This window comes from Chitinophaga sp. YIM B06452 (genome assembly GCF_039655965.1).
GTDB lineage: Bacteria > Bacteroidota > Bacteroidia > Chitinophagales > Chitinophagaceae > Chitinophaga.
The window spans coordinates 1133621-1147086 of the sequence record NZ_JAWLKY010000002.1; the positions used below are offsets into that span (position 1 = coordinate 1133621).

A 13466-nucleotide genomic window follows, 5' to 3' on the forward strand; every position below is an offset into this window, starting at 1 on the left:
GATCAGAATCCTACTTTCAGGCTGGCCCCGAAGCTGCGCGTGGCAGGCAGGCCGAACACGTCTATGCCCTGCAGCCTGTTGTCGCCTCCGGCAGATACTTCCGGGTCAAACGGCGCTTCGCGTTTCAGGAAGAAAAGGTTGCGGCCTATCAGCCCTACACGCAGGCTGCGGAAGGCTTTGGACTTCACCGGTATGTTGTAGCTAAGCGCAAGTTCGCGCAGCCTGATAGTGGTCGCGTCGTACATGTACATGTCGCCGTTGCCGTTGCGGCCGCCCGTATTCTGGTAATAGATCTTCGGATCCAGCTTGCCGGTGAATTTGGAGCCGTCTGCTTTCACCGCGTCGTCTAAGGTCACCCCACCGTTATCCCTTGCCTGTGCGCTGGCTTCGCTCACGCCGTAAGCATCCAGCACGGCTTGTGTGAGGCTCATTACTTCACCGCCAAAACGGCCGTCTATTAAGAATGTGAGCGTAAAGCCCTTATAATCGAAACGGTTGTTCCAGCCCAAATTAAAATCAGGGTTGGGGTTGCCCACAACGAAACCGTTGCCGGACACGGAGTCCTGCACAAAACCGTCTGCACTCAGCACGATCTGCCCTGCTGCATTGCGTTTGGTAATGGTGGGCGTGTAGATATCGCCCCACTCGCCGCCTTCCTGCATACCGGAGCCGTACATGTTGGAACCAAATTCAGTAAGCACGAATTTGTTGCTGGATACCACTTTGTCACCATCTGACAGCTTCACCACTTTGTTGCGGTTGGTGGAGAAGTTGATATTGGAGGTCCAGGTCAGGCTCTTCGATTTCACGGGCACGATGGTAAGCATGGCTTCCACACCGGTGTTGCGGATGTTGCCGAGGTTGAGATAATAAGAGGCATAGCCGGAACCGTTCGGGGCCGGAATCTCGATGTACTGGCGGTAGTTGTTGTTGTTATAATAGGTAACGTCAACGCCTATACGGTCGTTCAGGAAACGGGTCTCAATACCGGTTTCGAAGGAACGGTTGTCTTCAGGCTGGATGTATTCTCCCGGGAAGGGCACGCGGGTGTTGAAGGTGAGCTGTTTCACGCCGCCGAGAACGCGCAGGGTGTAGGTGGCGGGCCTGGTGATGTAAGACGGCAGGTCGTTACCCACTTTCGCGTAAGACAGCCGCAGCTTGGCAAAGTTCCATGCTTCCGGCAACTTGAGCATTTCGCTTAAAACGGCGGTGAGGCCGGCGGAGTAGTAGAAATATCCCTTGCTTTTGGTGGGCGTGAAAGCGAAGGTGCTGGACCAGTCGTTGCGGCCGGTAAGGTCCAGGAACAGGTAATCTTTGTAACCCAGGTTGGCACTGGCAAACACGGCCTGGATCTGTTTGCGGTCCAGCCCCTGCTGCACGGTCATAGCCGTGGGATCGATGTTGGCAAGCTGGAATACGTTGGCGTAGAACAGGCCTTTGATGCTGCCCACGTTCACGTCGTTCAGCGTACGATCGCGCAGCTTGAAGTCGGTTACGCTGGTACCGAGTATGCCCGAAATGCGGAAGTTGTCAGACAGCTGCTTATTGGCGTTCAGCATCAGGTCTGCATACATCTGGGTATTGAATTCTTTTTCCAGCGTGTAGCGCCCGTTGAGGGGCGCCTGTGAAGGATGCGTGGTAGCGTTGGCTTTCATTTCATACTCATCGTATGAGCGGTCGAAGTTGCCTCTCGCCTGGATAGAGAGCCAGTCCAGCAACTGGTATTTTATCGCCAGCGAAGCCATGCCGCGGGTACGTTCTTCTTCGCGCACATTCCTGTTCAGTATCCAGTAAGGGTTCGCCAGTTCCGCGTCGCCGCTCAGGCCCTGGTCTGCATTGATGTTCCACCAGTTCTGGGTGTACATGTTGCGGGATTGTGAAAAGGTCTCGAACTGGTCTTTATACTGGTTAAAATTGAGGCCGCGGGGAAACATGTACACGCTTACCAGCGGGTTGAAATACAAGCCGCTTACCGGCCTGTTGCGTGCGTTCTGCGATATAAAGGTGATGTTCGCATCGAGGCTCAGCTTATCGTTCAGCAGTTTGAGGGTTTCCCTGAAATTAAAGGTATGCCTGTTGAAGCGGCTCGTGGGGATCACGCCTTTGCTGCTGGTGTTGGAATAGGAAAAATAGGACTGCGCTATTTCAGTGCCTCCGCTCACGCCGAGGGAATTGGTCCAGGTGTTGCCGGTGTTGAAAAAATCCTTCACATGGTCTGTCGCGTTCACTTTCGGGCCCCAGCTGTCTGCGCCGGGCGCGGGGTCGTTGGTTTGCCCGTAACGCCACTGGAGCTTGGGCAGCAGCATCACTTTGTCCATGGTGAGGTCTGAAGAAAAATCTATCCTCATCCTGCCTGCGCGGCCGCGTTTGGTGGTGATCAGGATCACGCCGTTGGCGGCCTGGCTGCCGTATTGCGCGGCTGCGGAAGCGCCTTTGAGGATGTTGATGGATTCGATGTCGTCTGGATTGATATTGGAAATACCGTCGCCACCGTCGCGGCCTGCGCCGGACTGGATGTCTGACGACTGGCCGTATACGTTCGCCGGCTGCGAGGGCGAGTAGTTGGCCATGGGCACGCCGTCTATCACATACAGCGGCTGGTTCTCGCGGGTAGATTTGTTGCCGCGCATGATCACGCGGGCAGTGCCGCCGAGGCCGGAAGCGCTCCTGCTAATGGTTACGCCGGCGGCTTTACCTGCCAGGCTGTTGATCACGTTTGCGTCTTTTACCCGGGAGAGGTCGTCGTTATTGAGCTGCTGGGTAGCGTATGACAATTCCTTGGCCTTGCGCTGAACGCCCAGGGCGGTAACCACGAATTCGCTTAAGGATTGTGTGTTTTCAGCGAGTACGACATTGTACTCGTCCGCGTTTCCCACCGTCACCTCCTGGGTGGAAAATCCCAAAAAACGGAAAACAAGTATATCCCCGGGATTGGCGGCAATGGTAAAACTGCCGTTAGCGCCCGTTTGTGTGCCTTTTTGTGTGTTTTTGATGGTTACGGTAACGCCGGGGAGGGCGCCGCCTTTAGCATCTTTTACGGTGCCGCGCACTTCCTTTTCGGGAACGCCCGCGCCGCTCATCAGGGCAACCGTCGTTAAGGAGCCGGCGGCATGTTGTTCCTGATTTACTATGATCTTATTACTTTTTCTCGTAAATTTCAGTCCGGTTTGTTCTGTAAGCAGCTGAAGCACCTCGTCAATAGGCTGCTTCACGCAATTCAGGTTGATCTTCTTTTTGAGATTCAGATCGGATTTGTCGTAATGGAAACTGAGGCCTGTTTTAGCAGAAATTTCAGTAAACACATCCTCCATGTTTTTGTTCTTGACCTGGATGGTGATACTGACGTTCTTGGTGTCCTGCGACTCGGCACGAGCACTGGCGGTGTAAGGAGCCGCCAGTGTAATGGCCATCGCAAGCAAAACCAGGGAAACAAGGCGTAGGCATTTTTTCATACATCTAGTTTTTGCGGGTAAGGAATATTGTGTCGTTCTTGAGCGTGTAGCTGATGTTTTTGGTCAGACAAATGGTTTCCATGATCTCCTGCAGGCTTTCATCCTTGAAAAAGCCCGTATAAGTCCACTCCGTAACGCCTGATTCGTTGATCACTGTTACATTATAGCGGTTCTCCAGTTCCGTCGCCACCTCGTCGTAGCTTGCATCTTTAAAGGCGATGTAGCCGTTCTTCCAGCCGATGATATCATCTTCCTTATCGAACACAGATTTCGCCATGGCCATCGACTGCTTGTCGATACTCACCTGTTCGCTGGGCAACAGTATCACGGGCTGTTGGGTTTCCGCGTGATCCACTTTCACTTTACCGGTCAATAACGCGACCGTAATGCGGTGCTCGCGGCTATAGGCGCGGATGTTGAAGGAAGTGCCCAGCGCGGTGGTGGCGATGTTGCCGGAATGCACGATGAACGGGCGTTTCGGGTCGCTGGCCACTTTAAAGAAAGCTTCGCCTTCTTCTAAATAAATGCTGCGGGTATCGCCGTTGAAATGTTCGGGATAACGGAGTTTTGAAGAAGCGTTCACCATGATGGTAGAACCATCAGCAAGTACAACCTTTTCTGTGGAGCCCCTGGTGGTGGAAATTTCTACGTAGCCGTTCCTGATCACCTTGTTTGTTTTAGCCACTGTAGATTGTACTGCCGGATGGCCTGGGTTTGCCGGATGAGTGGCCGGCATAGGTTGATATAGCAGGGTAAATGCGATCGCTCCCGTGATCATGGCTGCGGCGCCGGTGTAGATCCATGCGCGGAGGCGGCGCCTGCGGGCCGGCGGCCGGGCAGCAGGCAACGCGATCTGCTCCTGGATGCGCACGCGTACTTCCTCCAGCTGCTCCTTGAGGAAATCATCCTCTATCATGGCGGAACGGTGCTGGTTAATGCTTGCAAACCATTGTTCTATAATGCGGATTTCTTCCCGGGTACATTTTCCCTGCGTATAACGCTCCAGGACTTTCCTGATCTGTTCAATATCCACAGCGGTAAGTTTTTAGAAGTTGGTGATATAAGGAAGTCGGGCCAGCTTCAGAAAAGTACCATCGGGATCAAAAGAAATTTCAGCGGAGGATGGAAAGGGCTACGGCCAGCACCAGCAGGTCCGTTTGGGTATAATGGGTGCGGAGTATCTTAAGCGCTTTGGATATCTGGTTCTTCACCGTTTGCTGGGAGAGGTCCAAACGGCATGCAATCTGTTCAATACTAAGGTTTTCGAAGCGGCTGAGCATGAATATCTCCTTCATTTTCTCCGGCAGCCGGTTGATGGCCTCAAACACTTCGGCGGCTTTGGCCTTGTAGTCGTACGTCTCTGAAATATTATGCGGCTGCGCATCGAAATGCTCGATCAGCTGCTGAAGGTATTTTCGGTAGGTAATGTCTTTGCGGTAAAGGTCTATGATCTTGTGGCGCACAGACTGGTACAGGTAAGAGCGGAGGGATTGGTGGATATCCAGCGAGCAGCGTTTCTCCCAGAGGGTCGCAAAAAGGTCCTGCAGCACGTCCTTGCTGGTTTCGCCGCGGTCCGTTTTGCTGAGGATGTAAAGGTACAAAGGCCTGCTGTACCGGTCGTAAATGGTATTGAAAGCCGCACCGTCGCCATCACGCAATAACGATAACAATTGCTCGTCTGAATAGCTATTGTACATAAAAAGATTAAGGTTGATAAAACGGCGTCGATCCTGGTTGTACTGAAATTCTTTGCTTATGCTAACGTGTCATGATCCGGTTAACCGGGTCTGAAAATAGTAATTCTCTTTAAAATTAAAACTTTTTTACGAAGCAATTTTTTAAATCCCTGATGGTGTCCGTTGTACACTATCATTTTTGGAAATTAGGGAAAGTTTATTATTTTTGATATCAAATTGATATTACTTTAAATTATCCCCATATGGAAAAGATCGTCAAGCCCATGAGCGGCTACCTTGCATTTGTACTGAGCATCCTCACTTTTCTCGGCTGCATTTACGCCTTTGTACAGGCAGCAGGTAAGGAAGACACCGGTTCCTGGATTGCCCTTGCCGTTGTGCTTTTTATCGCCTTCATCTTTATTTCCAAAGGCATCATGATCGTAAACCCCAACCACTCCCGCGTGCTCACTTTCTTCGGCAAGTATGTAGGCAGCGTGAAACAGAACGGGCTGTTGTGGGTGAACCCGCTGTTCCGCTCGCAGAATATTTCCCTGCGCTCCAATAACCTGAACGGGCAAACGCTGAAAGTGAACGACAAGATGGGCAACCCCATCGAGATCGCCGCGGTGATCGTATGGCAGGTGAAAGACACGTACAAGGCGGCGTTTGAAGTGGAAGGGTATAATCAATATGTGCAGATACAAAGCGAGGCCGCAGTGCGCCACCTGGCCACCAGCTGTCCCTACGACCGCATGGAAGCCGAGCATGCGGAGATCACCCTGCGCGACGGCGGCGAGAAAGTGAACGAGCTGCTGGAGCAGGAGCTGAACGAAAGACTGTTCGCCGCGGGCATCCTGGTGAAGGAAGCGCGCATCAGCCACCTCGCCTACGCCCCTGAAATTGCAGGCGCCATGCTGCAACGCCAGCAAGCCACCGCCATCGTAGCCGCCCGCTCCAAGATCGTGGAAGGCGCCGTGGGCATGGTAGAAATGGCCCTTGAACAATTATCGAAAAAACAGATCGTGGAGCTGGACGAAGAGAAAAAAGCAGCCATGGTGAGCAACCTGATGGTGGTGCTTTGCGGCGAGAAGGCCGCCACGCCTGTATTAAACGCTGGTTCCTTATATCATTGATCCATGGCCGGGAAGGAAAAAAAATCTTTTGTGCTGCGCATAGATAATGCCACTTACGAAGCCCTGGAACGCTGGGCTGCGGATGAGTTCCGCAGCGTGAACGGGCAGATGGAGTGGATCATCGCGAAGGCGCTGAAAGAGGCTGGCAGGGGAGAAAAAAAGAAAGACCCCAACAATAAAAAGTCATAAAAAAAGCTGGTCCAATGACCAGCTTTTTTTGCTTTCCGGGTATCAAAAGTGATACAGGTATCAGAAGTGATACAGACCTGTATCAAATGTGTTACAAACCTGTATCAGATGTGATATACGACGCCTCAAAGTACTGCCAAAGTAGCTTTATCCTTGCCTTTGAGTCGCCTTTGACCCGGGCTTGACCGGGGTTTACCTACTGCCTTGCCCGCTGCATCGGGTTGCCGCTGTTGTTGCTGCCTCTTGGGCCTCCCCCGCCTTCCATTTTGAACAGCTCGAACCTTGAAGGCACAGCCTGGCGCGGCCAGGAGTTATTCAGTTCGTCAATGTCCGCAGTCTCCCTGTAAGGGTCCAGGCGGATGGCGGTTACCTGCTTATCTTTCGCGAATACTTTCGTCACTTTCAACTCGTCGTGCCGCCAGATGTAGGCGGAAATGCGCTCCACTTCTTTTGTGCCGTCTGCAAACGTCCATTCGATGATCAGGGGCATTACGTTGCCGCCTACGTTGGAGAAAGTCAGTTCGTAGAAATTCTTTTTGCTTTCGTACAAACGTTTTTCTTCGGGCGTGAGGCTTGCCTGTATTTTATTGTAAGCCTCGGTCTGGTCGGGCGTTACAGCATAGCGGTCCCATTTGTTGTAGAAGTCCTGCAGGCTGGTATCCTGCTCCACGGCGAATTTCACGCCTGCCGCTTTGTTGCGCGCCTGCGCGATGTGCGCGTCATCCGCATTGGCGGCCTGCTGTTTCAGCTTGTTCTCCACGGCAGGGTTCTTCGTATCCATGCGGTACCACTTTACGGAATCAAGAGAAATATCAACGGGCTCGGTACCGAAGAACCACCCGCGCCAGAACCAGTCCAGGTCTACCGCAGAGGCATCTTCCATGGTCCTGAAGAAATCGCTCGGCGTGGGATGTTTGAAGGCCCAGCGGCGGGAATATTCTTTGAAAGCATAGTCGAACAGCTCGCGCCCCATGACGGTCTCGCGGAGAATATTCAGCGCGGTGGCCGGTTTTGCATAGGCATTCGGGCCAAACTGTATGATGTTTTCCGAATTGCTCATGATGGGCTCCAGCTGGTCTTTCGGCAGCGACATATACTCTGTGATCTTTTGCGCTGGCCCGCGGCGTGAAGGGAAGTTGTTGTCCCATTCCTGCTCTGCGAGGAACTGGCAGAATGTGTTCAATCCCTCATCCATCCAGCTCCACTGGCGCTCGTCTGAGTTCACGATCATGGGGAAGAAGTTGTGCCCCACTTCGTGGATGATCACGCCGATCATGCCGTTTTTGGTAGCTTCTGAATAGGTGCCGTCTTTTTCAGCGCGGCCGAAGTTGAAACAGATCATCGGGTATTCCATGCCGTTGGCCGCTTCCACGGAAATGGCCACGGGGTAAGGATATGCGATGGTATGTTTGGAATACACCCGCAGGGTATGCGCCACTACTTTGGTGGAATAACGGCGGTAAAGCGGGTATGCTTCAGGACCGTAATAGCTCATGGCCATTACTTTTTTGCCTTCCACGTTGGTGCCCATCGCGTCCCATACGAGGCGGCGGGAACTTACCCAGGCAAAGTCGCGCACGTTCTGCGCTTCGAAGATCCAGGTCTTTTTACCCGTAGCTTTGTTTTTTATCGCGTTGTTTGCTTCGTCCAGCGTAACGATCTCCAGCGGCTCTTTCGCGCCCTGGGCCTGCTGCCAGCGCTGGTATTGCGCGGGCGTCAGCGTTTCCTTGTAGTTGCGGCATTCGCCGGTAGCGCCCACCACATGATCTGCCGGAACGGTCATTTTCACTTTGAAATCGCCGAATGTGAGGGCGAACTCTCCCCTGCCGGTGAACTGCTTGTTCTGCCAGCCCTGGAAATCTGAATACACAGCCAGCCGCGGGTACCACTGGGCCATGGTATAAAGGTCGTTATTGTCTTCCGGGAAATTTTCGTACCCGCCGCGGCCGCCGAGGGTCAGGCGGTTGGCGATGTTGTACCACCAGCTCACATTGAAACGGATCTTTTCGCCGGGCATGAGCGTTTTGGGCAGCTCAATGCGCATCATGGTCTGGTTGATGGTGTATTTCAGGGCATTGCCTGCCGCATCGGTGCATTTTTCGATGTTCACGCCATGGCCTGCTTCCATGCCGAGCATCCGGGTGATGGCTCGGGAGGTCATCCTGTCTTTCATGCTGCTGCCGTCGAAGCTGTTGTTGTCGCTTTTCGGGTCGTGCTCGTTTTCGTCCAGCTGCAGCCAGATATAGGTGAGCGGGTCGGGCGAGTTGTTGTAATAGGTGATGGTCTCTGTGCCATTGAGCCTGCGTTTGGCTTCATCCAGCTCGGCGGTGATGTCGTAATCGGCTTTCTGCTGCCAGTATTTCGGCCCCGGCACGCCGGAAGCGGACCGGTACATGTTTGGGTCCGCCAGCAGGTAACTGAGCTGCTCAAAGCGGTTGCCATGATTGGAGCCCGGGTTCTGTGCCCGGAGCATCGCCGGGGCGGCGGCCAGCAGGCAAATGGTTAGTTGCTTCCTCATATTCATATATTCAATTCATTAATTCTCTGAGTCTTTCAATGCTCATAATAAAAGCAGAGCCGAAGATGGCGGAGGAAAGGAACATGATCCAATCCCGGCGCGCCATACTGGTAAGGTTCACTACGATCTGTGCCAGCAGCAGGATCACGGCTACGATCAACACCTGCCCAAATTCAAGCCCAAGGTTGAAGGCCAGCAAAGGTTTTACGACATTGGTCTGCGTGCCCAGCATACTTTTCAGGTAATTGGAAAAGCCCATCCCGTGTATGAGGCCGAAAAACAGCGCCAGGAGATAATTCAGCTGCAGGGCGCTGCCGGGTTGATCGCGCCGGATAATGTTCACCAGCGCGGTGATCACGATGGTAACGGGTATCAGGAACTCGATGAGCGCAGTAGGTACCCTGATGATGTTCAGCACGCTGAGCGCGAGTGTAACGGAATGCCCGACCGTGAACGCTGTAACGAGCACCAGCACTTTTTTCCAGTCTTTCACCAGGTAAACGGCGCACAGCGCCATCACAAAAAGAATATGATCATAACCGTTCAGATCCGCGATATGTTTCCAGCCCTCTGCAAAATACAAGCTGAACTCCTCCATGGCGTAGATTTTTGTGTAACTTCGTAAGTATAAGCAAGACAAGTTTAAAAATAAAATTTTTGGTGGCAAATGGGAGTATTATTATGCAAATGGTTGTTGCCCATATGGATGAGCGCAGTGCATCCCTTTTATATGAGCGTAACGGAGATCAGGTACAACCAGCCGCGTAAGAGCCTGGAGGTGAGCTGCCGCATCTTTACGGACGACCTGGAGAATGCGCTCAAAAAGTACAATAAGACCAGCCTGGACATTATCAAACCCAAAGACCGCCCCGCGGTAGATACCATGATCGCCCGGTATCTCCGCCAGCATTTTGCGCTGAGCGCAGACGGTAAAACACTTGCGCTGAAGTATCTCGGCTACCAGGTCTCCGAAGACGCTGCCTGGTGTTTCCTGGAAGTAACGCCTATGGCGCCTTTCAGGCATCTTGATATTCAGAATGACGTGCTTTACGCGGAGCATGACACGCAGGGGCATATGATCCACCTGGTCGTGAACGGCCAGCGGAAAAGCACGAAGATCGATAACCCTAAAGCTGCTGCCAGCTTCGATCTTTAACGGTTATCCAGGAATTTTACGGGTTTGCGGCTGCCTTCGGGGAACTGCATTTTGAGTATCTCCTGCATGGTGCAGTACTTCACCTGCGGGATTACCCTGAGCTTGGCCTGGAGGTAGGATTTGATCCTGCGGTCCACGTCTTCCGTCACTTCCGCGGGACTGAGGTGCAGCAGTATTTCGTCCGTGCCGATCTCGTTGGAAAACACTTCCACGATAAACTCTTTCACTTCTTCCATATCGCTCAGCAGGTCGTAGAGCGCGGGCGGGTACAGCGTGGTGCCTTTGTATTTGATCATTTGCTTGCGGCGGCCTATCACGGGGGAAAGGCGGAGCGTCTGGCGGCCGCAGCTGCAGGGAGTTGTATCGTACTGGCAGATGTCGCCGGTCTTGTAACGCAGCAGCGGCATGGCTTCCACGCCCAGCGTGGTGATGGTCACTTCGCCGGGGGCGCCGGGAGGCACTGGCTGGTCGTTCTCGTCCAGCAGCTCCACGATCAGCAGTTCGGGGTGATGGTGCCCTCCCCTGCCGGCTTTGCATTCCGTAAAGGCGGTCTGCATTTCGGTGGAAGCATAGGTGGAAAAGAGCCGGATGTTCCATTTATCCGTGATCTTTTTACCCAGTACGTTGTAGGTATAATCGGTATTGCGGATGTTCTCGCCGATGCAAACCGCTTTTTTGACGGACGATGCATTGATATCGATGCCATGTTCTTCCGCGAACGCGATCAGTTTGAGGATGAAGGAAGGAACGGCCACGATGGTGGTGGGTTGTATGCGGCTGATGTTCTCCCATTGCATGGAAGGCACGCCAGGCCCCACTCTCAGCACACCCGCACCTATTTTCCGGATACCGGAATAATACGCCATCCCGGCCATGAATTGCCGGTCCAGCGTGAGCATCAGCTGGTAAATATCTTCGTCGGTACCACCGGCGCAGCTGAAGGAAATAAATTCATTATAGGTAAGGCGCTCCAGGTCTTTCTCCGTTAAAGGAATGATCACCGGTTTGCCCAAAGTGCCTGAGGTGGAGGTATACTCCGCGATCCTGCTTTTATCTACGCACAAAAAATCCCAGTTCCGCTGCTGCAGGTCTTCTTTGCCGACCACGGGAATGCGGCGCAGGTCGTCTATCGTGCGGATGCTGTCTGTATCCAGGCCGTGGCGGGTAAACCATTCCCTGTAAAAGGGCGAGAACTGCCGCAGGTAACCCAGCAGGTGCTGCAGGGCCTTTTCCTGGAACTGCCGGATGGCGGCGGGGGATTGCAATTCTATATCAGGTATGTACATAGTTCTTCCGGTTAGAAAATCACAACAGTGGCCATGGCCACGGCTTTTATGTGAGACATGGACAGCAGTACGTTCAAACCCTCCATCTTCGCTGCTGCATTGCCGATAAGGAACAGTTCCGGTTTACCGGCCGCATCGTTCCTCACCTCGATCTCGTTGAAATGAATGCCGCTTCCGCCGTAACCCAATCCCAGGGCTTTCAGGAATGCTTCCTTGGCAGCGAACCTTGCGGCGTAGCTTTCGAATTTATTCACCAGCTTTTCGCAATAGTCTATCTCGAGCGGTGTAAACACCAGCTCGCGGAAGCCCTGCCCTTTCCCGATCTTGGCGGCTATGCGGTCTACTTCAACGATATCTGTTCCGATGCCTCGCATTATATTTTTTTATCACAATCCGCAATGCGCTTTAGCACGTGGTCTTTCTCTGCCTTGGTGGCTATTTCTTTTGTCAGCGCCTGCTGGTAATATTGTTTGGCTTTGCTGTAATCTTTCTGCCGGTAAAGATAATCACCTGCCAGCACATAGGCATGATAATAGGCGGGATTATCCGCTACCAGGCGCTCCACATCAACGGCCTGTTTATCCATCACCGCGGCCTTCAGCGCCCGGAAGTCCACGAACTTGCGGTAGTCGGCGGTTTGCAGGAAACTGTCTGCCGGTACGGTCAGCGCACTGTCGCAGATCTCGTGGTCGGTTTGCAGGCCGTTCATGGCAAATACTTTTTTCAGGTCATACGCCACAAATTCACCCAGCTGCCAGGGCGCTGTGCTCACCCACACTTTCAGCTGCTTCGGCTCAAACACTACGGAGTGATGGGCGATCAGCTGGTTCAACGCTTTTTCGTTGCCCATGCCGATGTCCGCATCGTTCAGGCCTTTCTGGTCGCGTAGGATGGCAATGGTTTTGGTAACGGAGTTTTTGCCGTTGCGTTGCAGCAGTTCCTGCAAACGTTTATACCTGTAAGGCGATGCGCTTTCGTCCAGCTGCTCTTTGTTGGGAGCGGAAGCACCCAGCGTTTTGCTCTGGAAGTGGTTGGCGCAGGATATTTCGTTGTCTTTGGGATCGTACAGCGCCAGCTCTTCCGGCGTTTTCTCGATGATGGCGGCGCGGTTGTCGTTCGCGGAGCCGATCAGGAAAGATTCTGATACGAACATTTTCCTTTTCCGCGCAATGGCATATGCTTCATCAATATTCTTCGCGTACTGCAATATTTCCCTCGCCACGAGCGACACCGGCGTAGCAGAGCCGGAAGGCATGCTGGATTTGGCGGCGTTGATGGTAACGGTAAGTCCCTGCTCGTTCATGCCGGAAACCACGCCGGTAAAGCCCGCCCAGGTGATGAACATGAAACGGTATCCTTTATCCGGCTTGTAAAACGCGACGATCTTCTCTTCCGCAAACTTGTCGCCCACATAAAAATCGAAATTGCGGCCGATGATCAGCGAGCTGTCTTCCGAGCGGTCGTTCCAGGTGGCGAAAGACGTACAACCTACCAGGGCCATGCTTTGCAGGGCATGACCGATGTCGTGCGCGGCATGATAGTTCATGATACGCTGGTAGTTGGAACCGATGAATTCGTATTGGGAGCTGGCGGCGAAAGACACGCCGTAAATTTCTTCTTTGTATTCTTCGGGAACGTTTTCGTCCATATGGCGGTTGAACCAGCCGATAAGGTATTTCAGGAAATGCTGGTAAGCTTTGGAAGGGATCATTTTGCCGATCTGTTCCGTGAAATGGTCTTCCTGCCGCTGCACCAGCTCTTCCGCCAGCTTGCCGTACACCACGCCTCTCTCGAACGGCTTTCCTTCAATGTACATCTCATACAGGCCGCTGCGGCTTTTCCTGAACCAGCTGTTGTTCAGCGTGAAAGCGGTGGAATCCACCTGGCTGCGCTTCCATTGCAGGCTGCTTTTGTCCGCTATCTCCGGCGGATGCATGCGGGCAACAATGTAAAGGTAAACAGCCAGGCCCGCCAGCAGCAACACGAAAAAGCCGAGGGTAAATAAAAAGAACCTCAGCAATTTCTTCCATATCGATCTTTTCTTCACAGCCAT

Annotated in this window: 11 protein-coding genes; 3 read left to right on the top strand and 8 right to left on the bottom strand. The window is 53.1% G+C overall.

The genetic code is table 11. The annotated features are described in order from the left end of the window. Positions 1-2: 2 nt before the first annotated feature. The 3 genes from R3I13_RS14330 to R3I13_RS14340 form a co-directional block, all read right to left on the bottom strand. The gene (locus R3I13_RS14330) at positions 3-3452 is read right to left on the bottom strand and encodes a SusC/RagA family TonB-linked outer membrane protein (protein WP_346318650.1); all 3450 of its coding nucleotides are present in this window, start codon (positions 3450-3452) and stop codon (positions 3-5) included. 4 nt (positions 3453-3456) lie between these two features. Continuing rightward, positions 3457-4485 (bottom strand): FecR domain-containing protein, encoded by a 1029-nt coding sequence (locus R3I13_RS14335; protein WP_346318651.1) that lies wholly within the window; start codon positions 4483-4485, stop codon positions 3457-3459. Positions 4486-4564: 79 nt separating this feature from the next. Continuing rightward, positions 4565-5149: an RNA polymerase sigma-70 factor gene (locus tag R3I13_RS14340; RefSeq protein ID WP_346318652.1), complete on the bottom strand. Its 585-nt coding sequence runs from the start codon at positions 5147-5149 to the stop codon at positions 4565-4567. Between the two features lie 242 nt (positions 5150-5391). Between R3I13_RS14340 and R3I13_RS14345 the strand changes: the two genes are divergently transcribed. Both R3I13_RS14345 and R3I13_RS14350 read left to right on the top strand, forming a co-directional pair. After that, a complete protein-coding gene (locus R3I13_RS14345; RefSeq protein WP_346318653.1) occupies positions 5392-6264 on the top strand; it encodes an SPFH domain-containing protein in 873 nt (290 codons plus the stop codon). A gap of 3 nt (positions 6265-6267) precedes the next feature. After that, a complete protein-coding gene (locus tag R3I13_RS14350; RefSeq protein WP_346318654.1) occupies positions 6268-6453 on the top strand; it encodes a hypothetical protein in 186 nt (61 codons plus the stop codon). A gap of 196 nt (positions 6454-6649) precedes the next feature. On the opposite strand, the gene R3I13_RS14355 is transcribed toward R3I13_RS14350, so the two are convergent. Both R3I13_RS14355 and R3I13_RS14360 read right to left on the bottom strand, forming a co-directional pair. Continuing rightward, positions 6650-8971 carry a M1 family metallopeptidase gene (locus tag R3I13_RS14355; protein WP_346318655.1) on the bottom strand — a complete coding sequence of 774 codons (2322 nt, stop codon included), beginning with the start codon at positions 8969-8971 and terminating at the stop codon, positions 6650-6652. Positions 8972-8981: 10 nt separating this feature from the next. Beyond that, positions 8982-9569 carry a HupE/UreJ family protein gene (locus tag R3I13_RS14360; RefSeq protein WP_346318656.1) on the bottom strand — a complete coding sequence of 196 codons (588 nt, stop codon included), beginning with the start codon at positions 9567-9569 and terminating at the stop codon, positions 8982-8984. Positions 9570-9638: 69 nt separating this feature from the next. On the opposite strand from R3I13_RS14360, the gene R3I13_RS14365 reads away from it, so the two are divergent. After that, a complete protein-coding gene (locus tag R3I13_RS14365) occupies positions 9639-10127 on the top strand; it encodes a DUF6702 family protein (RefSeq protein ID WP_346318657.1) in 489 nt (162 codons plus the stop codon). Here the strand turns inward: R3I13_RS14365 and R3I13_RS14370 are convergent. Genes R3I13_RS14370 through R3I13_RS14380 form a run of 3 tightly spaced genes read right to left on the bottom strand, consistent with a single transcriptional unit; the run spans position 10124 to position 13466 of the window. Next, a complete protein-coding gene (locus R3I13_RS14370) occupies positions 10124-11413 on the bottom strand; it encodes an AMP-binding protein (protein WP_346318658.1) in 1290 nt (429 codons plus the stop codon). The two genes, R3I13_RS14365 and R3I13_RS14370, sit on opposite strands and share 4 nt — an antisense overlap. A gap of 11 nt (positions 11414-11424) precedes the next feature. Beyond that, a complete protein-coding gene (gene acpS / locus R3I13_RS14375; RefSeq protein ID WP_346318659.1) occupies positions 11425-11787 on the bottom strand; it encodes a holo-ACP synthase in 363 nt (120 codons plus the stop codon). Beyond that, positions 11787-13466, bottom strand: coding sequence for a C45 family peptidase (locus R3I13_RS14380; protein WP_346318660.1), 1680 nt, complete (start codon positions 13464-13466; stop codon positions 11787-11789). The genes acpS and R3I13_RS14380 overlap by 1 nt, the downstream gene beginning before the upstream one ends.

Coding starts and splice junctions, on each gene's coding strand:
- R3I13_RS14330 (WP_346318650.1), bottom strand. CDS start 3,452: ATGAAAAAATGCCTACGCCTTGTTTCCCTGGTTTTGCTTGCGATGGCC.
- R3I13_RS14340 (WP_346318652.1), bottom strand. CDS start 5,149: ATGTACAATAGCTATTCAGACGAGCAATTGTTATCGTTATTGCGTGAT.
- R3I13_RS14345 (WP_346318653.1), top strand. CDS start 5,392: ATGGAAAAGATCGTCAAGCCCATGAGCGGCTACCTTGCATTTGTACTG.
- R3I13_RS14350 (WP_346318654.1), top strand. CDS start 6,268: ATGGCCGGGAAGGAAAAAAAATCTTTTGTGCTGCGCATAGATAATGCC.
- R3I13_RS14355 (WP_346318655.1), bottom strand. CDS start 8,971: ATGAGGAAGCAACTAACCATTTGCCTGCTGGCCGCCGCCCCGGCGATG.
- R3I13_RS14360 (WP_346318656.1), bottom strand. CDS start 9,569: ATGGAGGAGTTCAGCTTGTATTTTGCAGAGGGCTGGAAACATATCGCG.
- R3I13_RS14365 (WP_346318657.1), top strand. CDS start 9,639: ATGGGAGTATTATTATGCAAATGGTTGTTGCCCATATGGATGAGCGCA.
- R3I13_RS14370 (WP_346318658.1), bottom strand. CDS start 11,413: ATGTACATACCTGATATAGAATTGCAATCCCCCGCCGCCATCCGGCAG.
- acpS (WP_346318659.1), bottom strand. CDS start 11,787: ATGCGAGGCATCGGAACAGATATCGTTGAAGTAGACCGCATAGCCGCC.
- R3I13_RS14380 (WP_346318660.1), bottom strand. CDS start 13,466: ATGGCTGTGAAGAAAAGATCGATATGGAAGAAATTGCTGAGGTTCTTT.